The organism is Vibrio harveyi NBRC 15634 = ATCC 14126 = KCTC 12724, assembly GCF_001591145.1.
GTDB lineage: Bacteria > Pseudomonadota > Gammaproteobacteria > Enterobacterales > Vibrionaceae > Vibrio > Vibrio harveyi.
This window is the reverse complement of record NZ_BCUF01000046.1, coordinates 1-25661: the sequence shown is the minus strand read 5'-3', so window position 1 is coordinate 25661 and position 25661 is coordinate 1. Positions and strand designations below refer to the sequence as shown.

General features: G+C 44.3%; 25 protein-coding genes. 9 read left to right on the top strand and 16 right to left on the bottom strand.

Annotated features, from left to right (window positions below):
- The first annotated feature begins 208 nt into the window (after window positions 1-208).
- From VHA02S_RS19980 to VHA02S_RS19970, 3 genes are read left to right on the top strand one after another with little or no spacing between them, the layout of a single operon-like run.
- Complete coding sequence (locus tag VHA02S_RS19980; RefSeq protein ID WP_038899575.1) at window positions 209-589, top strand: Rid family detoxifying hydrolase; 381 nt, start codon at window positions 209-211, stop codon at window positions 587-589.
- A 14-nt stretch (window positions 590-603) separates the two neighbouring features.
- A complete protein-coding gene (locus VHA02S_RS19975; RefSeq protein ID WP_038899576.1) occupies window positions 604-1881 on the top strand; it encodes an L-cysteine desulfidase family protein in 1278 nt (425 codons plus the stop codon).
- A gap of 29 nt (window positions 1882-1910) precedes the next feature.
- Window positions 1911-2567: a helix-turn-helix transcriptional regulator gene (locus VHA02S_RS19970; RefSeq protein ID WP_005452072.1), complete on the top strand. Its 657-nt coding sequence runs from the start codon at window positions 1911-1913 to the stop codon at window positions 2565-2567.
- On the opposite strand, the gene VHA02S_RS19965 is transcribed toward VHA02S_RS19970, so the two are convergent.
- Window positions 2564-2812: a YkgJ family cysteine cluster protein gene (locus VHA02S_RS19965; RefSeq protein ID WP_005452071.1), complete on the bottom strand. Its 249-nt coding sequence runs from the start codon at window positions 2810-2812 to the stop codon at window positions 2564-2566. The genes VHA02S_RS19970 and VHA02S_RS19965 overlap by 4 nt on opposite strands.
- A 221-nt stretch (window positions 2813-3033) precedes the next feature.
- Here VHA02S_RS19965 and VHA02S_RS19960 point away from each other — a divergent pair, with 221 nt between their 5' ends.
- Window positions 3034-3471 carry a YcgN family cysteine cluster protein gene (locus VHA02S_RS19960; protein ID WP_005452070.1) on the top strand — a complete coding sequence of 146 codons (438 nt, stop codon included), beginning with the start codon at window positions 3034-3036 and terminating at the stop codon, window positions 3469-3471.
- 63 nt (window positions 3472-3534) lie between these two features.
- On the opposite strand, the gene VHA02S_RS19955 is transcribed toward VHA02S_RS19960, so the two are convergent.
- Entirely contained in the window at window positions 3535-3786 is a 252-nt protein-coding gene (locus VHA02S_RS19955; protein ID WP_005452067.1) for a GlsB/YeaQ/YmgE family stress response membrane protein, read from the bottom strand.
- Window positions 3787-4111: 325 nt separating this feature from the next.
- Between VHA02S_RS19955 and VHA02S_RS19950 the strand changes: the two genes are divergently transcribed.
- Window positions 4112-5803, top strand: coding sequence for a mechanosensitive ion channel family protein (locus VHA02S_RS19950; protein ID WP_009698542.1), 1692 nt, complete (start codon window positions 4112-4114; stop codon window positions 5801-5803).
- Window positions 5804-5865: 62 nt separating this feature from the next.
- Here the strand turns inward: VHA02S_RS19950 and VHA02S_RS19945 are convergent, their stop codons facing one another.
- The 9 genes from VHA02S_RS19945 to VHA02S_RS19905 form a co-directional block, all read right to left on the bottom strand.
- Window positions 5866-6150: a putative quinol monooxygenase gene (locus VHA02S_RS19945; RefSeq protein WP_005452063.1), complete on the bottom strand. Its 285-nt coding sequence runs from the start codon at window positions 6148-6150 to the stop codon at window positions 5866-5868.
- Window positions 6151-6175: 25 nt separating this feature from the next.
- Window positions 6176-6571: a VOC family protein gene (locus tag VHA02S_RS19940; RefSeq protein ID WP_005452061.1), complete on the bottom strand. Its 396-nt coding sequence runs from the start codon at window positions 6569-6571 to the stop codon at window positions 6176-6178.
- An 83-nt stretch (window positions 6572-6654) separates the two neighbouring features.
- Window positions 6655-6951: a ribbon-helix-helix domain-containing protein gene (locus VHA02S_RS19935; RefSeq protein WP_038899577.1), complete on the bottom strand. Its 297-nt coding sequence runs from the start codon at window positions 6949-6951 to the stop codon at window positions 6655-6657.
- Between the two features lie 139 nt (window positions 6952-7090).
- Complete coding sequence (locus tag VHA02S_RS19930; RefSeq protein WP_038899578.1) at window positions 7091-8668, bottom strand: alkaline phosphatase; 1578 nt, start codon at window positions 8666-8668, stop codon at window positions 7091-7093.
- 175 nt (window positions 8669-8843) lie between these two features.
- Complete coding sequence (locus VHA02S_RS19925; protein WP_038899579.1) at window positions 8844-10742, bottom strand: BCCT family transporter; 1899 nt, start codon at window positions 10740-10742, stop codon at window positions 8844-8846.
- Window positions 10743-10863: 121 nt separating this feature from the next.
- A complete protein-coding gene (locus VHA02S_RS19920) occupies window positions 10864-11223 on the bottom strand; it encodes a hypothetical protein (protein ID WP_005452054.1) in 360 nt (119 codons plus the stop codon).
- Window positions 11224-11418: 195 nt separating this feature from the next.
- Window positions 11419-12366 (bottom strand): ChaN family lipoprotein, encoded by a 948-nt coding sequence (locus VHA02S_RS19915; protein WP_038899580.1) that lies wholly within the window; start codon window positions 12364-12366, stop codon window positions 11419-11421.
- An 83-nt stretch (window positions 12367-12449) separates the two neighbouring features.
- Complete coding sequence (rlmA, locus tag VHA02S_RS19910; RefSeq protein WP_038899581.1) at window positions 12450-13292, bottom strand: 23S rRNA (guanine(745)-N(1))-methyltransferase; 843 nt, start codon at window positions 13290-13292, stop codon at window positions 12450-12452.
- Between the two features lie 110 nt (window positions 13293-13402).
- A complete protein-coding gene (locus VHA02S_RS19905; protein ID WP_038899583.1) occupies window positions 13403-15439 on the bottom strand; it encodes a methyl-accepting chemotaxis protein in 2037 nt (678 codons plus the stop codon).
- Between the two features lie 339 nt (window positions 15440-15778).
- On the opposite strand from VHA02S_RS19905, the gene VHA02S_RS19900 reads away from it, so the two are divergent.
- Window positions 15779-16747 (top strand): nucleoside hydrolase, encoded by a 969-nt coding sequence (locus tag VHA02S_RS19900; RefSeq protein WP_017817822.1) that lies wholly within the window; start codon window positions 15779-15781, stop codon window positions 16745-16747.
- A gap of 355 nt (window positions 16748-17102) precedes the next feature.
- On the opposite strand, the gene VHA02S_RS19895 is transcribed toward VHA02S_RS19900, so the two are convergent.
- Window positions 17103-17987 carry a D-hexose-6-phosphate mutarotase gene (locus tag VHA02S_RS19895; RefSeq protein ID WP_038899584.1) on the bottom strand — a complete coding sequence of 295 codons (885 nt, stop codon included), beginning with the start codon at window positions 17985-17987 and terminating at the stop codon, window positions 17103-17105.
- Window positions 17988-18141: 154 nt separating this feature from the next.
- Complete coding sequence (gene gap / locus VHA02S_RS19890) at window positions 18142-19137, bottom strand: type I glyceraldehyde-3-phosphate dehydrogenase (protein WP_005452046.1); 996 nt, start codon at window positions 19135-19137, stop codon at window positions 18142-18144.
- Between the two features lie 334 nt (window positions 19138-19471).
- On the opposite strand from gap, the gene msrB reads away from it, so the two are divergent.
- Window positions 19472-19885, top strand: a complete 414-nt coding sequence (gene msrB / locus VHA02S_RS19885; protein WP_005452043.1) for a peptide-methionine (R)-S-oxide reductase MsrB — start codon at window positions 19472-19474, stop codon at window positions 19883-19885.
- Between the two features lie 104 nt (window positions 19886-19989).
- Here msrB and VHA02S_RS19880 read toward each other — a convergent pair whose 3' ends face one another.
- Window positions 19990-20811 (bottom strand): DUF2989 domain-containing protein, encoded by an 822-nt coding sequence (locus tag VHA02S_RS19880; RefSeq protein ID WP_005444635.1) that lies wholly within the window; start codon window positions 20809-20811, stop codon window positions 19990-19992.
- A gap of 101 nt (window positions 20812-20912) precedes the next feature.
- On the opposite strand from VHA02S_RS19880, the gene VHA02S_RS19875 reads away from it, so the two are divergent.
- Window positions 20913-21197, top strand: a complete 285-nt coding sequence (locus VHA02S_RS19875) for a YeaC family protein (protein WP_005444637.1) — start codon at window positions 20913-20915, stop codon at window positions 21195-21197.
- Between the two features lie 72 nt (window positions 21198-21269).
- On the opposite strand, the gene ansA is transcribed toward VHA02S_RS19875, so the two are convergent.
- Together ansA and sppA are read right to left on the bottom strand one after the other, a co-directional pair.
- A complete protein-coding gene (ansA, locus tag VHA02S_RS19870) occupies window positions 21270-22283 on the bottom strand; it encodes an asparaginase (protein ID WP_005444639.1) in 1014 nt (337 codons plus the stop codon).
- Between the two features lie 112 nt (window positions 22284-22395).
- Window positions 22396-24246 (bottom strand): signal peptide peptidase SppA, encoded by a 1851-nt coding sequence (gene sppA / locus VHA02S_RS19865; protein WP_038899585.1) that lies wholly within the window; start codon window positions 24244-24246, stop codon window positions 22396-22398.
- A gap of 226 nt (window positions 24247-24472) precedes the next feature.
- Between sppA and VHA02S_RS19860 the strand changes: the two genes are divergently transcribed.
- The coding region (locus VHA02S_RS19860; RefSeq protein ID WP_174522165.1) for a 2,4-dienoyl-CoA reductase FMN-binding domain-containing protein at window positions 24473-25661 on the top strand (1189 nt) is incomplete at its 3' end.

Genomic DNA, 25661 nt, shown 5'->3' with positions numbered 1-25661 from the left:
TTTGAGAAAAAGAACAACAACAATTTTTTTGTGGAAAATTCAGATAAATTTGAGATCTCGGCAAAAATACTCAATAAAATCTGAAAAAAGATCGATTTATGTGATCTGAAGTAGTTGTTGTATTCGCATATAGTTGAAAGAATAGCTTTGAAATGAAAACTTACTTAAGAGTTTTCTTATTAAAACTAAAAATTATGTGAGGATTAAAATGAAAGAATTGATTACTTCAGAGTACGCTCCAGCTGCTATTGGCCCTTATTCGCACGGCACTGCTTACGGAGACTTGATTTTTACGTCTGGTCAACTGCCAGTTGATAGTGCAGTAGGCAAAGTAGTTGAGGGGGGCATTACTGCTCAGAGTCATCAATCTTTGATGAACCTAAAACACGTCTTAGAAGCAGGCGGTGGTAGCATTGACACTGTTTTGAAAACAACTTGTTATTTGGCAAACATCAGTGACTTTGCTGAGTTTAACAAAGTCTATGCTGAGTTCTTTAATAAAGAGTGTCCTGCGCGCAGCTGCTTTGCGGTAAAAGATCTTCCGCTAGGCGTATTGATTGAAGTTGAAGCGATTGCTTGCAAAAAGTAATACGGAGAAAAAACATGAATCAGCAATGGAACCAATATATCCAAATCATTAAGCAAGTTGTAAAACCTGCACTCGGATGTACAGAACCCATTGCTGCTGCATACGCGGCAGCAGTTGCAAAACGTGAGCTTGGATGCCAGACCCCAGAGATGATAGAAGTCCGTGTCTCTGACAATCTATTTAAAAACTCAATGGGAGTTTATGTCCCTGGAACCGGAAAGATTGGTCTAAAGATTGCCGCATCTGTAGGTGCGTTGGCCGGCGACCCTAATGCCGAATTGGAAGTTCTTGCCCATATTAATCAAGACAATGTGACTGCTGCTCAACAACTGATTGATGAAGAGCGCGTTAGCGTTGCGCGCATTGATACTCAAGAATTCATCTTTTGCAGCGTCACCATGACTGCTGGAGAAGACACGGTATCAGTGACAATCAGTGGTGGACACACCAACATTATTCAGATCACTCACAATGGCAAAGTGACATTTGATGCGCCCCAACAGCAACGAGTTGCAACTGGGTCTGTTTGTGAAGGTGTGGACATCTCTATCAAACAAATCTACGACTTTGCACTTAAAGCGCCTTTTGAAGAGATCAAATTTATCCTACAAGCGGCCGTGCTCAACAGCTCATTAGCGCAAGAGGGTATCGATAATGGTTATGGATTGGAGATCGGTCGTACATTAAAAGGTAATATCGAGCAAGGGTTGCTTGGTAATGATTTGATGAGCCGTATCCAAATGATGACCTCTGCCGCCTCGGATGCACGTATGGGGGGAGCTACGCTACCAGCCATGAGTAACTTTGGCAGTGGTAACCAAGGTATCGCGGCTACTATGCCAGTGGTCATTGCAGCAGAGGTTTTCCAAAGTACTGAAGAGCAATTAGCTCGTGCGTTAATCATGAGTCACTTAGGTGCGATTTACATTAAATCGTACTACCCACCGCTATCGGCGTTTTGTGGTAATACCGTCACCAGTGCCGCAGCTTCTATGGCGCTAGTATATTTGGCGGGAGGTTCGTTTGAACAGTCATGTTATGCGATTCAGAACGTGATTAGCGACAGTTCGGGCATGGTATGTGATGGAGCGAAATCGTCCTGCGCGATGAAAGTCTGCACTTCCTCAACCACCGCAGTACGCTCATATTTGATGGCTATGGGTAACCACAGCGTGAAGAATCAAGGTATAGTAGGTAACGAAGTCGAACAAACGATTAGAAATGTAGGCTCGATGGTTAGACTCGGTATGCCGTATACTGACAAATCTATTATCGATATTATGTCAGCCTAGCCTCAACGTTTTTGCTAAGGGAAGTAACATTGCTGCTTAAGAAACTCACTAAAAGTGATTTAGATATTTTGAATTCAATGAAGAACGTCGTGGATGGTATTGCACGCATGTATGGTGAGCACACCGAAGTCGTTCTTCACAGCCTTGATGCGGAAGCACCGGAAATTATCAAAATTGCCAATGGTCACATTACTGAACGTGGTGAAGGTGCACCGATTACCAACTTAGCAAGAATGAAGCTGTTAGAGGGCAATGACGTTTCAGACTCGTATTTAACGAAAACGGCGAGTGGAAAGACCTTGCACTCCATTACTACGATAGTTCGCAACCCTAAAAATAAACCGATCGGATTGCTGTGTATTAACGTGGACATGGACGTACCAATGCAAGATTTCTTGCGTTCAATTATGCCGCAACAGCAAAACGAATGTTGTACAGGAGCGCGTTCACCTGAGACATTCGCGCGTAATATTGATGAGACCATCATTAGCACGATTGAAACTGTTCAATCAGAAGTGTGGATGAATGAAGCGATCACACCATCCAAACGTAACCGAGAACTGGTCACCCGTTTGCAAGGGCTGGGTATTTTCAAATACAAAGATGCGGTTTTGATGGTGGCAAATCATCTCGGTATCTCACGCGATACGATCTACCTGTACCTAAGAGAGCTGGGGAACGATTAAGTGAGTTGCTCTAATTCTGTAATGTTGTTTAACGCTTCCTGATTTGTTTTGCCACACACAACCGGACATGGTTTGAAGTCGTGGCAAACTTTCGGGCGTTCTGGTTTTCCGAACAGCTTACACAGATTATCGTCATTTAATTGGATACAACGTTCACCTGCTGGTTTGCCATTTGGCATGCCTGGAATCGGGGAAGAGATGCTCGGTGCTATGCAGCATGCCCCACAACCTAATCGACAATCCATCTTAAAGCCCTCGTAAAAATGAAGGGGGCATTATGGACATTTCTCGCCAGATTGGAAGAGGCGCGCGTAAATTCATCGCAATATGATCGCATTGCTAAATGCGAACAAATCTTACTCAATATTCCTATCACTTCACTCACACCGTAAAACTTGAATTTTGATGCCCAGAGGGGTATAAAACGCACCCAATTCATTCCCACTCAGTAATAAGTAGTAAGCGTATGAGCACTCCATTTTGGCAAAGTAAATCGTTAGAGAACATGACAGAAGAAGAATGGGAATCTCTCTGTGATGGGTGTGGCAAGTGCTGTCTACACAAGCTAATGGATGAAGATACGGACGAAATTTATTACACCAATGTTGCTTGCAGTTGGCTGAACAGCAAAACGTGTTCGTGCAAAGATTACCCGAATCGTTTCACTTCAGGGGAAGAGTGCACCAAGCTAACACGTGAAGATATTGATGACTTTACTTGGCTACCGCACACTTGTGCCTACCGTTTGCTCGCAGAGGACCAACCACTACCAGAATGGCACCCACTGATAACGGGTTCCAAGTCAGCCATGCATGCTGCTGGCGAAAGTGTTAGAAACAAAGTGGTGTACGAGATAGACGTGGTGGACTGGGAAGACCATATCTTAAATCACCCTAATCGATAATATCGGAATAAAAACAAGCCTTTCATGTGAGTGAAAGGCTTGTTTGTTATTGGGGGAAATCGCCTAATTTTTCAAGAAGCGGTTGTAGACAAACAACAATACAAACGCGCCTAATGTGGCAGTGATGATGCTGCCGATATTTACGCCATCAGCACCGCCCAGCCCGACAAAGCTTCCCAAGAATCCGCCTACGAAGGCACCAGCAATGCCCAACACCATAGTCGCGATCCAACCGCCGCCATCATTGCCTGGCATCAGCCACTTAGCGAGTGCTCCGGCTATCAAGCCCAGAATGATCCAAGATAGAAAACCCATGATTTCTCCTTATTGATGAAACAATTAGCGTTCACTCCGTTCAATCATAGTCCATTCTTACTCAGGTGCTGTATTTGTGGCGACGGTGATGCACACTTAATCTTCAGTTTGTATCAATATCAACACAATGGAACTTGTCATAGGTTTGAGCTAATAGCGAATAAAACAGAGTAAATAATGGACATTGATTATGAATTTTGACGCTTAATTTACTAAATGCTGCTCGGTTTGCGAATTCGTGTTGTAAACTTAGAGCATCTAATTTCAAGAATTTACATTCCATTTCTCGATCGTGTTGATTGGGATTGTCTCTTACGAGGTAAAAATGACGTTACTATCCCCCCTTAAAGTGCGTTTGACCCCATGGTTGGTTTTAATGGCTCTGCTGACTCTGACAATGAGCCCTTTCATTGTACAAGCAACGGAAAGCGTTGAGACCACAGTAGATATGCCAAAGGTTTCTGCAGCAGAGAAGGCTATTGATAATATTAACCGAGACATTCTCGACTTATCTGAAAGTTTAAAGTTAGCTAGTGGAGACGAACGCGATGCACTTCAACTACAGCTTTTCCAGAAAAACGAAGAACTGAGAAGTCGTCTCGCTACTGCGATCAGTAATAAGTCCATTCCTCATGAGAAGTTGATTGAGCTCGTACAAACTCAAGAGAAGTACTCAGAAGGTGCCGTGGTTTATCTCGATGACAAAATCAAAGCGCTGAATGAGGAAATCAATAAGTCAAAAGACGAAGATAAGCTTTCTTTAATCAATAGCTATCGCGAGCTGCAACAGTATTTGGATGTGAGTTATGAATCGAGTTGGCAAAATTTAAACTGGTTGAAGAAGTTAGACGTTCAAGACGAAGATGCTGATGCTGAGTTTAAAGAGGGCGTAGATAAGCGTATGCGTCTGCTATCTGCGTCTATCGAGTACCTCAACCAGCAAAGCGAAATCATCGGTTCACAAGTCTCTTCCAGCCCAGAATCTGAAAAAGCGTCTTTACAACTGAGCCAACTGATCCTTAAACAACGCCTTAATATTGCTACCGATAGCCTTCGCAAATTAATTTCGATTGGTGACAAAGTAGGGCTGGAGACGTCTGAGTATAAACGTCAGATATTTGAAGTGACAGGTAGCATCACCCATGATCTTCTGAACTCAAAAGTCATTCTGTCTATCCTGAGTCATTGGTCGAACTCTGCGGTAGATTGGTTCGCGGAGAATGCGCCACAGCATGTTTTCCAGCTTTTTGTCTTTGCCCTGATCTTATTGATTGCTCGTTCATTGGCGAAGTTAACCCGAAAAGTCGTGAGTAAAACGGTAGCCTCTAAGAATTTGAAATTGTCGCATTTGATGCAAGATTTCTTTATTTCGATGTCGGGCAAGGCGGTATGGATCATCGGTATCATGGTCGGTTTGTCTCAAATCGGTTTAAACCTTGCTCCAATCCTAACTGGTTTCGGTATCGCCGGTGTGATCATTGGTTTTGCCCTACAAGATACATTATCGAATTTTGCGGCAGGCATGATGCTGCTGATCTATCGCCCATTTGATGTTGGCGATTTCGTATACGCGGGTGGTGTTGACGGTAAGGTAAGCCACATGAGTTTGGTGAATACTACGATTCGTACATTCGATAACCAAATTATCATTGTGCCAAACAGCAAGATTTGGGGCGATGTGATTAAGAACGTGACGCACGAGCGTATTCGTCGAGTTGATATGGTCTTTGGTATTGGCTATGCCGATGATCTGCTAAAAGCAGAAGAAGTTCTGAATGATATAGTCACGTCTCACCCTTCAGTGCTTCGCTCACCAGAGCCAAACATCAAGGTTCATACGCTAAATACATCATCGGTTGATTTTATTGTTCGCCCTTGGGTGAAAACCGACGATTATTGGGATGTGTACTGGGATGTGACAAAAGAAGTGAAATTGCGTTTTGACCGCGAAGGTATTTCGATTCCTTTCCCGCAACAAGATGTTCATTTACATATGGTCGACAAGAAAGACGCGTAACTCTCTCAACAGAAACTAAAGGCACTCACTTGAGTGCCTTTTTTATTTTTGTGCTTTAACGCTTATAGCTCTTCAAAGAAGGTGATTTTTGGCTCACTAGCTAGTAAACCATCGATAGTACTAAGCAGAGCTTGGAAATGTTCAGTATTACAGTGTTGGTCAAAAGCCGCTTGGTCAGCAAATTGCTCTTGGAACAAAAATTGGCAAGCGTCATTTTTGTCTTGGAAAAGTTGGTAACGCACGCATCCTTCTTCATTACGAGTTGGCACTAACATAGCTTCTAGTGCCTGCTTAAGTGTCGATGTGTGTTCTGGTTTTGCGTGAAATGCAGCAGTTAAATGAATCATAGTTATGTTTACTTCTTTGTTGTTATTAAAGGTAACGACCTTGTCGTTGTAAGAATTCGATTTTGTAACCGTCAGGATCGGTGACGAAGAAGAAGGTTGCTAAGTGTTTTTGCTGGTGGTCAAACACCTTGATATCACTTGCCTCAATATCAAGTGATGTTAAGCGGCGGTGTGCGGCTTCAATGTCTTCAACACTCACCGCAAGGTGACCATAACCCGAGCCGTGAGTGTACGGTTCGCTTTGGTCATGATTGTGAGTCAGTTCAAGTTCGAACCCTGTTTCTGAGTTCGCTAGGTAAGTAAGAGAAAAGCCGTCGAATACGTATTGGTCTTTGATTTCTAGCTCAAGTGCGTCGCGGTAGAACTTAAGAGAACGCTCCAGATCGCTTACGCGGATCATGGTATGAATTATTTTTGTCATGAGTACTCCTTAATCGTGCGTCTAGACTAGTCAGTTTCGACGCGCAATGGGTAGTACTCAGGTACGACAATAAAATGCAGGGATTAGTGTTGCTCGCTCAAAGCTCTTTCAATCGTTGCCTGAGGTTGGCGGGCGTAGGTGAGGCAAGCGCAACGAAGTAGGGAAGCAAAGTTGTTGACTTCACCGTTGTGTTCCAGCGCTTCTTGGTAAACAGTACTGATGAATTTTGGTACCGTCATGTCTTGTGCTGAGGCAATTTCTTCTAGTGTTAGCCAGAAACTTGATTCGAGCTTCACACTGGTTGCATGGCCATCAATACGAATCGAACGGGTCACAAACCGATAATTTTCCTGGGGCTGTTTGGCAAATATTTCACACATAGCATTGGTCATTTTTATAAATATTTGGCAAATAGTGGAGCGCAAAGCACGAAGCGTCAACCGTTTCAATGTAAAAAAACGCCCTCAAACGAGGGCGTTGAAGTTTCATCAGAAGATGAAAGTAAGTGCAGAGCGGAAATTATTTAATTTGTTGAATGAGGTATTCGCCCAGTTGTGAGTGATGCATGATCTTTGATACTGGCAGGATGGTCCCCGCAGGTCCCCAAGCGAATACATTGACCGGCGTATGCGTGTGTGTACCCGTTCCCCACACTGTATTTTGTTTGGTCGCTTGCTCTCGAGCCAACAAGTTTCCGCGATCGTTGTATGGGAAAAAAGCATCAAAATCATTGATTGCTGGAACATTCTCTTCACTCAGGTACTTGTGGCTTGCCAGTCGGTAAGGGTTTGGCTTACTTGCCAATACGCGCTCAGCTTGCTCCGGAGTAATGGTAAAGTCGCTACTTGCATTCACGATTTCTGCTAACTTCTCTGGCGTTTGCTGCGCTTTATCGAGTTTTTGGAACTCGCTGATCATACCGTAGTAGCTTTGTTTTTGATTGTAGAGTCCATCGAGAATGTCAAACTGACCAAAGTTGAAGTTTGGTGCGTAATCACGCTTAGCAAAAGCTTCGCCACTGCGCTTTTCTGGTTTAGGAAGGTTTGCTGAGGAGTAGCTGAAGCCAAAAGAGCCTGTTTCATGGTCGGCAGTGACGATTACTAGCGTATCTTCACGACCTTTCGCCCATTCATAAACGGAATTGACGGCTTCATCAAATTTGATCAACTCATGAAGCATGGTACCTGCATCGTTGCTGTGACCTGCCCAGTCAATTTGACCGCCTTCTACCATTAAAAAGAAGCCATCTTTGTCTTTTGATAGCACATCCAGTGCTTTTTCTGTCATCTCTTTAAGGGATGGTTGGGTGCGTTTCGGGTCATTTTTGCTATGGCTGTAAGCAATGCCATCGTTCATTCCTGAGTAAGCAAATAGACCAAGAACTTTTTCTCCTTTAGCGTTTTCTAACATGTCGCGATTAAACGCTAAGCTGTAGCCTTGCTGTTGCGCTTCTGTGAGCAAGTTGCGCTCATCTTTACGCTTTGATTTTAGGTAAACATCGCCTTGGGTGAGCTTTTCAAGTTGCGTATATGTGTCGCCTTTGTCGTTGGTAGATTTTGGGATCCAATGACGAAGACCGCCAGAAAGCATGACATCAACACCCGTCTCTAGCATGTCGACGGCGATATTGTTTTCTAGTGAGCGGTGAGGTTGGTGCGAGGCGAAAGCGGCTGGGGTCGCGTGCGTCATTCGAGTGTCGGAAACAAGACCTGTCGCTTTACCTTTTGCCTTAGCTTTTTCTAAGATCGTTTCAACGTGGTTGCCTTGGCTGTCGATACCAATTACTTCAGAAGCGGTTGGAATACCAGTGGCAAGCATGGTTGCAGAACAAGCAGAATCCACCACAATGGCATCTTCAGGGTTGGTTAACGATGAACCAATAACACCTTCCTGTGCCAGTTTATAAAGTGCGGTGGTTTCGCCTTTGTAGATTGAATTAGGTGCATGATTCGCGTAGGTCTCAAGCAAACCGACTTGTTGAGGTCCCATACCATCGCCAATCATTAAGATAACGTTTTTGATCTCTGCCGACAGAGCGCTGAAAGAGAGCGTAGATGCCGCCACTGCTGTGACGATTGGGGTCGCTAAGTGCTTCATTGTATATTCCTTATTTATAAAAGCGCTCGAATTACAACAAGGATTTATGACAAAAATACTACCGTCACAAAAGATTCATATGAGATACACAGGCGCATACTACGTCAGACACAAAAAAAAGCTCACCGAAGTGAGCTTTGAGTTATGTTTAGAAGTTGAAAGTCATGGGCTAAAGCTACACTGCGTAAGAGGTACTTTGGGCCACGATTTGATTAAACTCGGCTCTGGATTGCTGGGCAGTTTCCGATAACTCGAGTTTTCTCTCTTTTGCCTTCATCACATTATCCAATAGGGCTTGCAACTCCTCTTGCATACCCTGCGGTAAGTGATGATCGGCAAAATCATTGTCGTCGCTATGTTCAAGAGCGAAAGCACGAATGCGTTTACGCAGTGTCATCAATTGTGCCAGTGCGTCACGCTCTTGCTCCGCCGCTTCTTGAGCGGCGTCACGTGCGCGCTCAAACCTAGCCATTGCCATCCCTTCAGTTGACCAAGGATCAAACTCTGGTAGCTCTTCAATATTAATGGTTGGTTCGATGTAATCTTCCTGATGACGAATATCCAATGTTGTCGCTCGAACAGCCGACACCATGAGCATAATTGAGATGCCAAGTAGAGGTAAGCCTCCAACAATCGCCGCTGTTTGTAAGGTGCTTAGTCCCCCCATAAACATCAGAACAGTAGGCAGAAAAGACAACGTAAATGCCCAGAACATTCGGTTCCAACGCATTGGCTCCTCAGTTACGTTGTTTTGTACAACAGAGGCCAGAATGTATGAAATCGAATCAAAAGTCGTCGCTGTAAAAATGATGCACAGCAAGGTAAATACAGCGATAACAAAATAGCTCATCGGTAATGCATCAAGCATCGAGAATATCGCTGCTGTAGCGCCTTCGGCATTCAAAATGCCGACGACATCGAGTTCTCCGGATAACTGCAAAGACAAGCCGTAGTTACCTAAGATCATGAAAAATAGGAAGCAGCCCAGTGAACCAAAGAAGATGGAACCGGAAACCATCTGCTTGATGGTACGACCGCGAGAAATGCGAGCGACAAACAGTCCCATACTTGGAGCGAAGACTAGCCACCACGCCCAGTAGAAGATAGTCCAATCTTGTGGGAAATGTGTGTTGTCAAAAGTGCCGTATCCACCAAATGGCTCTGCCCATGTCGCCATAACAAAGAAGTTAGATAACATACGACCAATCGAATCTAAGCCAGTCTCCAGCATGAAGATGGTTGGTCCTACTGCCAACACAAAGGCTAGTAGTCCCATCGCTCCCCAGAAGTTAATGTTGCTTAGTACTTTGATGCCTTTTTCCATGCCTGCGTAAGAGGAGTAAGCAAAGATCGCAGTACAGATCAGCAATACAAGCACTTGACTGTAAGTATTTTTAGGCATGCCGAAGAGGTAATGCAGACCTTCTCCGATCAAAGGTGCAGCTAAGCCTAAACTGGTTGCTGCGCCGCCAAGTAGACCGAAGATAAACAGTACGTCAACAATCTTGCCAGCGGTACCTTTGCTGCGTTCTTCGCCAAGTACTGGCATCAATGCACTGGAGACTTTCAGTACGGGTTGTTTTCTTACGTAGAAGAAGTACGCAATTGGTAATGCAGGAATAAGGTAGATAGACCAGGCAATTGGTCCCCAGTGGAACAGACCGTAAGTTGCAGCCCAACGTACAGCTTCTTCGCTACCAGGCTCTAGTTGAAACGGAGGAGACTGGTAATAGTATGCCCACTCGATACAGCCCCAATAGAGGATACTTGCCCCGATGCCGCCACAGAACAGCATTGCGGCCCACGATGCCGTGGTGAATTCTGGCTTTTCATCAGGATCGCCTAACTTGATTTGGCCCATGTCGCTAAAAACGACATAAATCATGAAAATAAAAGCGGCAAGTCCTAGTGCAAGGTATAAGAAACCGAGCTTGTCAGTCATAAAGGTTTTAGCAACGGCAATCCATTGTGCACCTTCAGCCGGAAACAAAATTAAAGGGAAAACAATCGAAAGGAGCAGCGCGATTGCGCCAAAAAAAGTGGGTTTGTCTATAAGCGAAAATGCGTTTTTCACAGTTCATCGTCCGTTAATGAATAGTTTTCCATTATGGACTTGGACAAAAAAAGCGTTCAAATGAGGTTACTTATCGTAACGAAAGAAACTCTTGTTTAACCTGATACTAAACGGTTAACACCTAAACAAGAGCTAAGATGATACCACCAACCGTGAGGGCTGCTGAAAGATATTGACCTGCAGAGTAAGAGCCATCTTCCTCTTCTTCGATAGTGTGAGGATGGTCCATACCCAGTGCTCCATGAGCAAAAGATTCGACTTTGTCGCCAACGGTTTGGTTTTCGAGTTCCGCCTTCTTGCTTTCATGATCGATTTGCTGAAGCGCAGCGAGTAGTGCTTTCCCTTCACTAGAGAGTGATACTTTATTTTGCTCAATCTTTAATGGTGCGCCATCGGTGATTTTTTCGCTGGCTTTCGCTTGTTCAACTTTATTTTGTTGAGCAGCGTATGTATTGACTGAATTGCTTCCTACTGGATTCATCTGTTACCCCTTCGAACAACGACACTCTCTGATTGAGTGCAGGTAAAAAGCAGTTATCTTTATATCGACGGCAATAGGTATATCTTGAATCAATCAGAAAAAATAGGTCTGTTTTTGCCGCTTCTTAGGTATACAAACCAAGTTGCTTGCAAAAAGCAGACCTATTTCTCTATATCGGTTGTAAGATGCTTCTGATTACTTACATTGAAGGTCACTGTTGCGTGTTGCTAGGTGCTTGTACGCTGCCATTCGGTTGGCATCTTGTACATAACGAACTGGTGGAGAAAGTACTTCTAGTTGGTAATCCGAACTTTCCGAAGTAACCTCTGCTGTTGGGGTAATAACAACGACTTTTAGGTCTGGGTTACGGCGTAAAATGGAAGCAGCAGTGCCCAAACCATCTTCTGTGTGGAACTTACCGGCTATATGCACGACTTGAGTGTCAGGGTGTTTTGCAAGGTATTTGACGATCGAGTCCGCCATCGTTTCATCCCAAGTAACCTGAGCGGCGTATTGTTTCTCGGTTTGCTCTGGCTTGCCATGGTGCATAGATGCCATGAACTTTTCTTTGTATGGGCTGTTTGCCGTATTTACTTCATCAGCGATGAAGCTGCGCTCGTCACTGTCGAGCTTATTTATGTAATCTGCACCCTGACGACCGATACAGCGAACGATGTTCTTCGGTGCGTTTGCTGCGATCACAGGAATATCGGCTTGCTTAGCAAATTCCACCAAAGGACGGTAATCGCTTTCGTAGTTCGGCCATGCGTTGCTCTGCTTCATGAAGTACTGCTCGCCAATCTCTCCATCAAGGTAAGCGTCTAAGATAGCTTGTTTGTCGCGAGTAACTTGTTCCATTGAAAGTGCTATAGGACGGTCTGTCTTTGACAGCTGTTTGAGCATATCTGTTTGAAAACGATGGATACCTGCGTGAGTGTGCCATTCACCAATTAAAATAACGTCTGCTTGTTGTAATTCAGAGGGTAATTGGTTGATTGAGATGGCTTTACCAGCAGGGTCATGTAGCTGGTAGTCATAGAAACTGGTTACGTCACCAGTTATCGCGTCAGGAGCGGTGGGTGCGTTTGAAGCACAGCCAGTTAGCAAGCCTGCAAAAATCAGACTTAGTGTAGAAAAGCGCATTAAAAAGCCTCCAAAAATGTCCGGACGATATTAATGGAGGCTGATAAATGAATCAATGGTAATGAGAATAATTAGCGTTACATTTATTCTTCGGTACCTGCTTGAGTCGTTTTCTTACGGTAAACACGCAACATAAAGTCAGCCTCACATTGGAAAAGTGTAGATGACTTTAGCTCGTCACGAAGTTCATCGCTGGCTTTCCATGCAAATGGTGTCATTTGCAGCAAATCGAATGCGACGCCATCTTTTAAGTCCATGGTGTAGTTCAGCTTCTGTTGGTGCTCTAATTCGAAACCTTCGATGTGCTCTGGCTCTTCATTGTGCAGGCGAACTTCTTGATAAATGCGCTCGCGGAACTGATACAAGTGGCGACCCGCTGGCGTCACAGTGATCACCACACCATTGTCTTTGATAACACGCTGCAATTCTTCTGCTTTGCATGGTGCATAGATGCGCAAAATAGCATCCAGAGACCGATCTGCATATGGTAGTCGATGGCTTGATGCGACACTGAAATCGCAATGTGGGTAGCGTTTAGACGCATAACGAATAGCGACTTTTGAGATATCTAACCCATAGACATTGGCGTTTTCATCTTGTGCATGTAATGAGCGCTGAACTTGGTCTGTGTAGTAACCTTCACCACAGCCAATATCCAATAACTGATGACTTGTACCTTGAGTATAGGTTGCACAAAGATGAGCGACTTCTTGGCGCATTGGGTCGTAATGATTTCCCTCAAGAAAGCGACGACGCGCCTGCATCATCTCTTTGTTGTCACCTGGATCTTTTGAGCGTTTGTGGTGTGCTGGCATCAAGTTTACGTAGCCTTCTTTCGCTAGGTCGAATTGATGATTGTTTTCACATTTAAACGTCTTTGCGGTGAGCTCAAGAGGTTGATGACATAGAGGACATTGATAGTTCATGACGATCTCTGGACAAGAAGTAGGGCGGCAGATTCTATCAAAAAGGGGGTGGGTAAGCGAAACAAAAAAGAGCCGAAAATATCGGCTCTTTGATGGTTTTACTTGATGGCTTAGTGGAAGAAGTCCACTTGGTGTTTCAAGTTTTGTGCTTGCTGTTGCAGCTCGGTCGCACTGTGTGATGTTTTTGCACTCGTGTCACGGCTTTCACGGTTCAACTCACTGATAGAGTGAGCATTTGCCGCGATTTCTTGAGAAACTTGTGCTTGTTCTTCAGACGTTGCCGCAATTGCGTCTGCTTGAGAGGCGATGGATTGAACTTGACCCGCAATGGCTTCAAGCGCAGTGCCTGCTTCTTGTGCTTTATCAAGTACCTTATTCGCGTTTTGCTGACTTTCCGTCATCATGCTTACGGCATTGCTTGTTGAGCCTTTAAGTTTCTCAATGATTTCCACAACGTCTTTCACCGAGGTTTGAGTGCGATGAGCCAGTGTACGAACTTCATCTGCTACGACCGCAAAGCCACGACCCTGCTCACCAGCTCGCGCTGCTTCAATTGCAGCATTAAGAGCGAGTAGGTTAGTTTGCTCAGCAATTTCATCAATCATTTTCGTGACAGTTTGGATGCTTTCACTATCACGGTTTACTTGCTCAATCGCTGCCGCAGATTGGTCTAGCTGATCGTTGAGCTGTGCCACATCAATGCAAACCCCTTCAACTACGCCCAAACCAGATTGGCTATCTTTGTTTGCAGAGCGGACGTTTTCTGCAATTTGTTCAACCTGTTGTGCGACAGATTGAGCGGATGATGCCATCTCCTCAATCGCAGTCACAACTTGTTCAACCTGTTCTTGCTGAAGATCGGATTGCATCAAGTTGCGGTTCGCATCATCCACAACACTTGTTGAGTTGCTCTCAACTTGGTCGCTTGTTGTTCGAATTTGACCAACTAACTCGTTCAATTGCCCCGCCATGTTAGCGACGCCGTTGTTCAGGTTAATGATTTCATTTTTAGACGCTTTTCCTGATGCAGGAATATCAATACTTACTTCACCTTTCGCTAAGCGGTTCATATAACCGTTCAGTACAGTGAGTGGGTTTAGCATGCGGTTTAGAACCAATGTCAGCACCAAAAATGTCGCCGCAGCAACAATGACAGAGATAGTCGCGATCAGTTTAAGCAACGTTTGGCTGCCTTTGGTCACTTCGTGGATAAATGTGCCACCCAACAGCTTCCAATTCCAACCAGGCACTTGAGTGTAAACAAGGTATTTCTCACCTACCGTTCCTTGATATTCAAATGGGTATCGAATCAGACCACTGTCTTGTTCGAATAATTGGTGGAAAGGCTTGTTACCGTTGTAGTCAGCAACTTCTTGAATTGGTGGCTCACTTTCTGTTCGTGTTGGATGAAGAAGGTAGTGACCTTGGTTACTTTTCTCATTATCCAAGATAATGGTGTAACCCGTATCTCCCCATTTTACAGTCTTTAATGAGTTAAAGAGATCTTGTGTCGCGCGCTCAACAGGGAGACCGATAAAAGAAATTCCTTGGACCTTACCATTTGCATCTTTTAAAGGGGCGTAGTAGGTGATGTAGCGCTCACCATAAAGTTTGATTTGTGCGTAGTAAGGCTGACCACTCATAAGTTTCTGATAGCCCGGGTGATTTTGACCAAGTGTCGTTCCCAGAGCTCGCTTACCTTGAGGATCTTTTAATGATGTTGCAACACGAATGAAATCATTTCCTAGTGGGGCAAATAGCGTTGCGATAGCGCCAGTATCACGCGTAAAGGTATCCACCAATTTGGTATCACCAATCAGGCTTTCGCTGTATTGGGTAATGTTTGGAACCTGATGACCTTGAAAGTCGACAGTGTAATTCTCTACATATACACCAGCTAGATACCCATTACGGAAAGTTGATTCCAGAACTTCTGCCGTGTGTAAATAAGCGTTGAATTGACCGGCAATGGTTTTTGCCATCGATTCAACTTTAGATTGGTGTTCTTTGAGGGTGTTTTCTAAAAGTACGTTAGAAGCGTTTTGATAAACAAGCGCAGCAATGCTTGAAAATGCGATGAGTAGACACAGCGTGATTACCAGCTTTAGCTGAAAACCGACACTTTGGTTTCGATAATTGTCTAGCATGTAGTGTCATTCCTGATATTTTTCGATGTTATAAATCTTGTATCGGCATGCTATCGATTTATATGACGTGTTTTTTTGATTTTTATTAAGTTAGTTGTCAAAAAACCACCGCAACCAATAGCTTAGGCACTAACTGACCGTTAATTAAGCAATTTTCTTTCAAAAAAAGCTCGAAACTTTGATTTTAAGTTGGAGCAATGATGACCAATTTCCTTTCGCTAGATCGAGTTGTCGCCTAGAGATGTAAGATGACAAAACTCATACCTTAGATTTTTGTCACGTTTATCCTTGTTTTTTATAGGTATTGTTAGTGTTTTCTTGCGTGAAATAGATGCTCATATGACAAAGAAAATCATTCTAGACACAGACCCAGGTATCGATGATGCGATGGCTATTCTTTTTGCAGAAGCTCATCCGGATGTCGAGCTTATGGGTATCACTACCGTTTATGGTAATGCGACCATAGACAATGCGACTCACAACGCGCTGTACCTAAAACAGAAGTTTGGTATGAATGCTATCGTTGCCAAGGGGGCGGATAAACCTTTAATAAAAGCACCTGTCGGAGCGACGGTTGTCGTGCATGGCGAAGAAGGCTTTGGCGATGTGAAGGCACCAAGCTCACTGAATGTAACTGCTATTGATAAGCCCGCTTATCAGTACATTATCGATAGCGTTCGTGAGCAGCCGGGAGAGATTACCTTAGTGGCTGTTGGCCCACTTACTAACCTTGCTCTGGCACTGGAAGCGGACCCTGAAATTGTTCACTTAGTTAAGGAAGTGGTTGTGATGGGTGGCGCTTTTGGTGAGAACGACCATAGAGGCAATGTCACGCCATACGCAGAAGCAAATATTCATGATGATCCTCATGCCGCAGACAAGGTATTTACTGCATCATGGCCGGTGGTGATTATTGGATTAGATGTCACAGAGGAGAGCTTCTTTACTGGTCAATACCTTGATCAACTTCGAGATGATGCAGGGGAAGTGGGGCAGTTTATTTGGGATGTGAGCCGTTATTACCTGAAGTTTTATTCGGAAAAGGTAGGGATGGATGGATGTCATGTTCACGATCCTTCCGCTATTGCCTATGTGATTGACCCAACACTCTTCAATCTGCGTTGTGGGGCTGTAAGAGTGGTTACTGATGGACCGGCAGAAGGTATGACGATCCAGAAAGCCGATCAGCGCAAATATATGAATGATGAATGGAGCGTATTCTCTGCGCAAAATGTCGGGGTAGGAGTGAAGAATGAGGCACTACTTTCGCTTTATCGAGAATCGATTATTCGTTATGGCACGCAATAACACAGATGAGTTTATCGGTAATAGTCGATGACTTGGACTGATTTCCACTGGTTGTCTGACTCGACGGGACGTATGAAAGCATTCAACTTTGAAGCTTGATTGTCGAAGGTTAGCCCTTCAATTTTCTTAGACGGTTTGTTGGTCTCGTAGAACCTTTCGAAGGTTACTTGGGTATACATCCAAATAAAAGGGTAGCGAACAGTGGTATCAAGAAAACAGCGTGTTTCATCATATGTGCCTTTTTTAGACGAATGTGTTTTTGTTTCGATGCTTGTACTTTAAAGTATGGCACTGGCTACCAAACCTTGTACCTGCTGGTGGTAAAAAGGTCGGTTGAACCGACCTTTGAGTAGTGTTAATGGGCAGAAATCACAGTAATAAGCTCGTGAGTCTCGCCTGGCTGCAAGGTTTTGCCTTGCTTGATACTTGGTGCATGTACCGTGGACTCAACACACAGCATGGTCTCGTAACCATTGTCTGCCATATCACCCATACCTTGTGCGCCTGTAGCCCAAGGGTTCCACAATACCGCAGAGTTATGACCTTGGTTTTCTACACTTAGTGTGCGATTCAGTACCGCGTCTTTCACCAAGATTTGTGCTTCTGGTTGAGTGTAAACACGGTCAATCGTATCAGTCAGTTGAAGGACATCACCGCCTTGGCAGATTTCACCTTCTTTTAAGCTGTCGATGTATTCAGGTCCCATGCCTGTTGTTTGTGCTTGCTTGATATCACCAACGTTTAAGTAGGTATGCAGTGCACCAGAGAATGTCCACTCTGCATCATCGATGTTGGTGACTTTTAATGTCACTTTCAATTGGTCGCTGATTTCAACCATCAAGCGAGCATCAAACATGTGTGGCCAGATGTCGTGAGTTTCTTCAGTTGGGAATAGAGCGAGTTCAACGATCACGCCATTATCATTTTCGCGGTGTTCAACTAGTTCCCATTCCGCCGTGCGAGCAAAGCCATGAGCCGGTGCCGCAATGCGACCAAACCAAGGCCAACAGACAGGAATACCACCGCGAAGTGCTGCTTTACCATCAAAAATTGCTTTCTCACTCATCCAGATGAGGTCTTCTTTACCCGCTGGTGTAAATGACACAACGTGACCGCCATGTAGCGCGATGCCTGCCGTTGCTTTCTCATGAATAACGCGGACGACTTTAACCTGATCAACTTCAATGATAGTGACGTTGTCAGATAACACAGTGAGTGCTGGGAGAGTTTTTAAATCCATGTGTTATTTCCTATAGCTGGGGGAGAGCGTTGTCGATACTTGCAGAACAGATGTTATATCGATTTTATATTCTCTCAAATTCCAGATACAAAAAAGGCGACTCTAGAGCCGCCTTTTCTTTAACGAAGTTATTCGCTAATTGCTAACTGTCTAATTACTTAGAGATGTGAGCGATTAGGTCTAGAACTTTGTTTGAGTAACCGATTTCGTTGTCGTACCAAGATACAACTTTAACGAAGTTATCAGTTAGAGCGATACCAGCTTTAGCATCGAATACTGAAGTTTGAACTTCGCCGATGAAGTCTTGAGAAACAACTTGGTCTTCAGTGTAGCCTAGTACGCCAGCTAGTTCGCCTTCAGAAGCTTCTTTCATTGCTGCACAGATAGCTTCGTAAGATGCGCCTTCTTTTAGGTTAACTGTTAGGTCAACTACAGAAACGTTAGCTGTTGGTACGCGGAAAGCCATACCAGTTAGTTTGCCGTTTAGTTCTGGAAGAACAACGCCTACAGCTTTAGCAGCACCAGTTGATGATGGGATGATGTTTTGAGAAGCACCACGACCACCGCGCCAGTCTTTAGCAGAAGGACCGTCTACAGTTTTTTGAGTTGCTGTAGTAGCGTGAACTGTAGTCATAAGACCAGATTCGATACCGAACTTGTCGTTAAGAACTTTAGCGATAGGCGCTAGACAGTTAGTAGTACAAGAAGCGTTAGAAACGATGTCTTGACCAGCGTAAGTAGCGTGGTTAACGCCCATTACGAACATTGGAGTAGCGTCTTTTGAAGGACCAGTTAGAACAACTTTCTTCGCGCCAGCAGTGATGTGCTTACGTGCAGTCTCGTCAGTTAGGAAAAGACCAGTTGCTTCAGCTACTACGTCAACACCGATTGCGTCCCATTTTAGGTCTTCTGGGTTGCGCTCTGCAGTTACACGTACAGTTTTACCGTTAACGATTAGGTTACCGCCTTCAACTTCAACAGTACCGTTGAAACGGCCGTGAGTTGAGTCGTACTTAAGCATGTATGCCATGTAATCTACGTCGATAAGGTCGTTAATACCTACAACTTCGATGTCGTTGCGCTCTTGCGCTGCACGGAATACGAAACGACCGATACGGCCAAAACCGTTAATACCTACTTTGATAGTCATTATAGTTGCTCCACAACTTAATTTCTGATTAAAGATAACTGGTAGTAAAATTACAAAATCCAGTAAACATCTGCAACAGATAATCGGACTTAACTTGTTTAAAGTCAAAAAAAAGCGACGCTTTTTTTAACAATTCTTCGCAAATGCTCGTTTTTTAAACTTTTAACTGGTTATTCTACATTCCAGTTGGCGTAATATAACTTTCGAGATAAGAACTCGTATCAAATTAATTACACATGGTGTCCTGGTGAGAAAGTATGTGCTACAACTGTTACGAGAAGCAAGTTTTTTGCTAAAAAAGTCATTGCCAAAAATAAGAAATAAGGAACAGAAATTGGTAGAACAAAGCGGAAGAAAAGTAACGAAGTCCGATGAACAGTGGCGTGAGCAGCTTTCAGAGGAAGAGTTTCGCGTGTGTCGTGAGCATGGTACAGAGGCTCCGTTCAGCGGTAAACTGCTTCACAATAAAGACACAGGTGTGTATACCTGCACATGTTGTGATGCCCCTCTATTTATCTCCGATAACAAGTACGATTCAGGGTGTGGATGGCCAAGTTTTGATGCACCAATTAATGATACCGCGGTGCGCTATCTAAAAGATCTAAGTCACGGAATGGTTCGTACAGAGATCCGATGTGCGGCTTGTGACAGCCATTTAGGTCACGTTTTTGAAGATGGACCGCAAACAACAGGCGAACGCTATTGTGTAAACTCAGTGTCGTTAATTTTCAACAAATCCGACCAATAACGCCATTTTGGACTGAAAGAATGTTTCATCCTTTCAATTAATATAAGACAAACGATTACTCTACAAATAAAAAAACTCCCTATATGAATGGGAGTTTTTTTATTTTATAAATCGCTTGGAATCATCCTTGGTGAATAATTTCCTTTCTCTATTGCCTTAGATATTGATTTAGCAAGATCGTCTAATTGTTCATATTTCTCTGGCTGTGCAAAGTTGAACATGCGTTTTAACTGCTGCTCATCTGCAAGGGGAACATCGAAGCGTTTAGCCACCATTGCCCACAAGTACGCTTGTGCTTTGTTTCCCTGACCTTGATTGATGCTTGCTAAGGATTTTAAAATCTCAGGGTTTAAGTTGTCCTCATTCGACATCGATAGTGAATTGTGAAGTAATGTTAATGTTTTTTGCTGATCGCGGTTGGTATAGAACGTTGCCAAGGCGTATTGCATTTCTGCTGTATTCAGTTCTGGCGAACCTTCCATTTGTAAAAACTGTCGGCGAGCTTGTGTGTCACCTGTTTGCGACCATAAAAAATAGAGAGTGGCAGGGTCTTTTGTACCTTTGAGTTCATTCACAATGCGATCTAGTTCATCAATGCTGTGCACCAAGGCATCAAAGCGTTTACGTTTTAACGCACTTTGATCGATAGGCGTGATTTGCGAAGCGAGTTCTAGACACTTGCGGTACTCTGCCACCAAGCCATATTCGATCACTTGATTGGCTTCGGTCGGGCTCTTGAGCAATTCAAAACGATGCCAGACAAGATTCGTTCGCGGAATTCGACATTGACCATCGTCCATATTTAACTTCTCGCAGCGAAGTTTGGGGTTGTTTTGACACAATTCTTCCGTTGTGACATTGCCTTCAAAGCAGCCAGTTAATGTTAGGCTGAAAAGGCTTGCTAGTAACCAGTATGTTCGTTTCATGGTTTTGCTTGTGATCCGTTACACCAATTCATTTTCAGGTTCTTGACTCTGTTTTCTATACCGTTATGTTCTGTAAATAGAATGTAATAAGAAGGTACATTATGGACGCAGAACAATTATTAGATGCGATAACTCCAGAAGTCTATGATCGATTGGTTTACGCAGTAGAAACAGGTAGATGGCCCGAGGGTACACCACTTTCTCAAGAGCAGCGAGACTCATGTATGCAAGCTGTGATGTTGTATCAATCAAAACATAATACTGAAGCTCAACATATGACGGTTGCCGCTGGTGGTGAAATCAGCTTTAAGTCCAAGCAAGAATTGAAAAAACAGTTTAAACAAGAAGAGAGTGACATCGTTCGAGTTAATCCAAACCTCAACTGATTCACCTTTTAGATGTAAAAAGCCCAATCATTTCGATTGGGCTTTTTCGTGTTCGGTGGAGTCATTAACGTGTTATAGACTCATTTCACCTCGAAGCACTTCTTGCATCTTCAGTTTGATCTCTTCATACGACAAGTTTTGGCTTAGAAGATAGTGAAGTTTCGCAAGTGCCGCTTCTGGTGTCATATCAAAGCCGCTGATCACGCCAGAATCTGCCAGGGCACAACCTGTCGCATAGCCGCCCATGTTCACTTTACCTGCCAAACATTGAGTCAGGTTTACGACGATCACTCCACGTTCTGAGGCTTCTTTTAAATGGCCAAGTAGCTCAGGGTTTTGTGGTGCGTTACCTACACCGAACGTCAACAGGATCATAGCGTTAACTGGTTGGCGTAGCGTGTTGCGGATTACTTCGTGTGAAATGCCAGGGTACATGGTGATCACACCAATTGGCTGTGGCGTGATGTTGTGTACTTTGAACTCACCTTCTGGTTTTGCACCAACCGTAACATTGTTACTGATTTGGATATTGATCCCTGCTTCCAAAAGCGGTGGCAGGTTAGGTGAAGTAAAGGCATTGAATCCATCTGCGTGAGATTTGGTACTACGGTTACCACGCATCAACTGGTTGTTGAAGAACAGTGTTACTTCGTTGATTGGGTAGTTGGCCGCAATGTGCAGGGCATTAAGGAGGTTTGCTTGTCCGTCTGAGCGTAGCTCAGCCAACGGAATCTGTGAGCCTGTCACGATAACGGGCTTACCTAAATTTTCCAACATGAAAGACAAGGCTGAAGCGGTGTATGCCATGGTGTCAGTACCATGCAAAATCACAAAACCATCATATTTTTCGTAGTTGTCACGGATGTCGTCTGCGATTTGCTGCCAGTCAGCAGGCGTCATATCTGAAGAGTCGATCAGTGGTTCGTACTCGTGGATAGTGTATTCCGGCATTTCTGGACGGTGGAACTCGGGCATACTGGCTAGTTGCTTTTCCATAAAGCCAGCCACAGGCACGTAGCCGTGATCCGATTTTTGCATACCGATGGTGCCACCGGTGTAAGCGATGTAGATATGTTTTCTAGTCATCGTTCTACTTTACTTCATGTAGGGGAACAGTGGCGGGGATTATAGCGAAATGAAACCTAATAAAAAGGGGCATCTCGCACAGAGACGCCCCTTTTTGGCTAAGCTAGGAAAGCTATTGCACTTGGCAGTTCAAACAGAACGCATATTGACCTTTTGGATCGTTAAAGCTTTGCAGCATGCTTGCGTCTTGCTCAAATTGTTGAGCGACAGGTTGAAGGCTCTTTGGTAAAAACGCAGTCGCGTCGATACCGAGAGATACTTTGACCTGATTCATAAACTCTTGGATCAGTTGTTCTGTTGGCGATAGTGGCTCTTCGACCCAGTAGATATCGTAGTTGTCGACTTCTGCTAATTTCGCAGCCAGTTCTACCGCATCATCGAAGTCACCCATTTGGTCCACCAAGCCGAATGACATTGCGTCTTGACCTGTCCAAACTCGACCTTGCGCCACTTTGTCGACGTCTTCCACAGACATATCACGGTTGGACCCCACCAGTGAAATAAAGCGCTTGTAACCGTGCTCAATGCCAAGCTGGAATGCTTGAGACGCACCTTCAGACAATCCCGTTGTGATACCGTCACCTGAGAATGGTGAAGTGCCTACGCCATCGGTGCTGATACCAAGTTTAGTGAAGCCTTTTTCAAATGTAGTGATCACACTGAAGATACCAATTGAGCCTGTCAGTGTTGTTGGCTGAGCAACGATCTTGTCTGCGCTCATTGAGATCCAGTAACCACCTGAAGCAGCAAGGCTAGACATAGATACGACCACAGGTTTACCTGCTTCTTTAAGCGCTTCCACTTCATTACGGATCACTTCTGAAGCAAATGCACTACCGCCAGGGCTGTCCACTCGAAGTACGACTGCTTTTACCTTGTCGTCATTACGAGCTTGGCGCAGTAGGCTTGCGACCGTATCGCCACCAACAGTGCCACGTGGTTGCTGACCATCCATAATCGCACCGCTCGCGACGACAACAGCAATGTCATTTTCAGACGGTATTAAGTTAGGGCGCATGGTCGCTAGGTAATCGTAGTAACCAATTGCGTTGTAACTGTCCTTGCCATCACTACCAAATTCTTTTGCGAATAACTTTCGAACGTCTTGACGCGTTGCAAGTTCATCTACTAGACCCATTTTTACAGCAAGTTGTGCAAGATCACCATCAACGGATTTCATTTCAGCAAGGAGCTCATCCATTGTTGGGTTTAGTACTTTTGCATCAATGTTACGGTTAGTCGCAACGTCATCGACAAAGGCACTCCAAAGTTGGGTTATCCAGCGTGTTGCTGATTCTTTCGCTGCATCAGACATATCGTCACGGATGAAGGGCTCAATTGCGGATTTGTAGGTACCAACACGGAATACGTGTGTTGATACGTCCAGCTTCTCTAACAAGGTTTTGTAGTACATTGAGTAAGAGCTGTAACCCTTGATCAACACGCCACCATCAGGTGCTAGGAACACTTTATCTGCATAACTTGCCAGGTAGTATTGGCTCTGGTTGTAGAAGTCCCCGACGGCATAGACAGGCTTGCCTGACGTTTTAAATTCGTTCAACGCTTTGGCGATGTAGCGAAGCTTGGTCAGGTTGGTTTCCGGCATATCGCGTAAAGCTAGGACTAAGCCAGAAACTTTCGGATCGTCTTTGGCGTAACGAATGGTATCGACGATATCGAAGAGTACGTTTTCTTTCGGAATTTCGTTACCTAGGATTGAACCTGCGACGGAGTCCATCGGATTAACATAACGGCGCTGCTCGACGATAGGACCAGAAAGGTTCATCACAAGAGCCGATTCTTTTTCAACAGTAGGTTGACCTTCACCAGTGTATGTAAAAGCAAAGTAAAAGACGGCAATCATCACTAGGAAGATCAAATTTGCCAGAGCAAGTCTGACAAAGGTAATGGCTTTCCATATTCCCTTAAATATCAGACCAATAAATTGGAAGATTTTTTTCATCTTGTCTCCATAACGAGATAGTCATTCCCTAATAGTACAAAGTATGGGGTCTTATCTCTAAGATCTCAAAAGATAACAATTTTTTTAGCTTATCACGCTCATTCAACAATTGGCATAGTTTAGCGCGAGATTGACGTGTGTTGCAAAAATGTAAACGCTTGTTTGATTTTTTGGTTTTTGCGGCGTACTGTGGTCAGACCACAACAATAAAAATGGATGTTTAGTGATGTCTGCCATGTACCCAAATTTGTTAAAACCATTGGACTTAGGTTTTACACAGCTACGAAACCGCGTCTTGATGGGATCAATGCACACCGGTTTAGAAGAACACAAAGAAGGACTACAAAAGCTTGCGGCGTTCTATGAAGAGCGTGCGAAGGGCGGTGTAGGTCTTATCGTGACGGGTGGTTTTTCTCCAAACTTACGTGGTCGACTACACCCTTTGAGTGCCGAGTTTAGTAAGCCGAAACACGCTAAGGCACACCAGGTTGTGACAGAAGCCGTACATAAACATGGTGGCAAAATCGCTTTGCAAATTCTTCATGCCGGACGTTATGCGATGCACCCATTCGCGCAAAGTGCGTCGGGAATCAAAGCTCCGATCGCAAAATTTGCACCTAATGAAATGAGCGAACGTCAGATCAAAAAGACCATCGACGCTTTTGCTAACAGTGCTGAATTGGCACAGCTTGCGGGTTACGATGGCGTGGAGCTGATGGGCTCTGAAGGTTATTTGATTAACCAGTTTTTATGTAAGCGCACCAACATGCGTTATGACGAGTGGGGCGGCAGCTACAAAAAACGCATGCGTTTCCCGGTTGAAATTGTCAAAGCGGTGCGCAAAGCGGTTGGTGAAAAGTTCATTATTATTTTCCGACTCTCTATGCTTGATTTGGTTGAGCAAGGCAGCACCTTTGATGATGTGATTGAACTGGCAAAGGCACTAGAAGAAGCGGGTGTAACCATCATCAATACGGGTATCGGTTGGCACGAGGCTCGTATCCCAACGATTGCGACTCAAGTTCCGCGAGGTGCGTTTACTTGGGTTACTGAAAAAGTCAAACCTCACGTTTCGGTTCCTATTATTACTTGTAACCGAATTAATACCCCTGACGAAGCTGAACGTATTCTCTCTTCTGGACACGCTGATATGGTATCAATGGCGCGACCTTTCTTAGCTGATCCTTACTTTGTCGCTAAGGCTGAACAAGAGAAGTCCCAATTGATTAATACTTGCATTGGTTGCAACCAAGCGTGTCTGGATAACGTATTTAAAGGCAAGCGAGCGAGCTGTTTGGTCAATCCGCTCGCCTGTTATGAAACAGAAATTGTCGTAGAACCCGCATTCAAGAAGAAAAACATTGCCGTTATTGGGGCGGGTCCCGCCGGTCTTGCGTGTGCTACTACATTGGCTG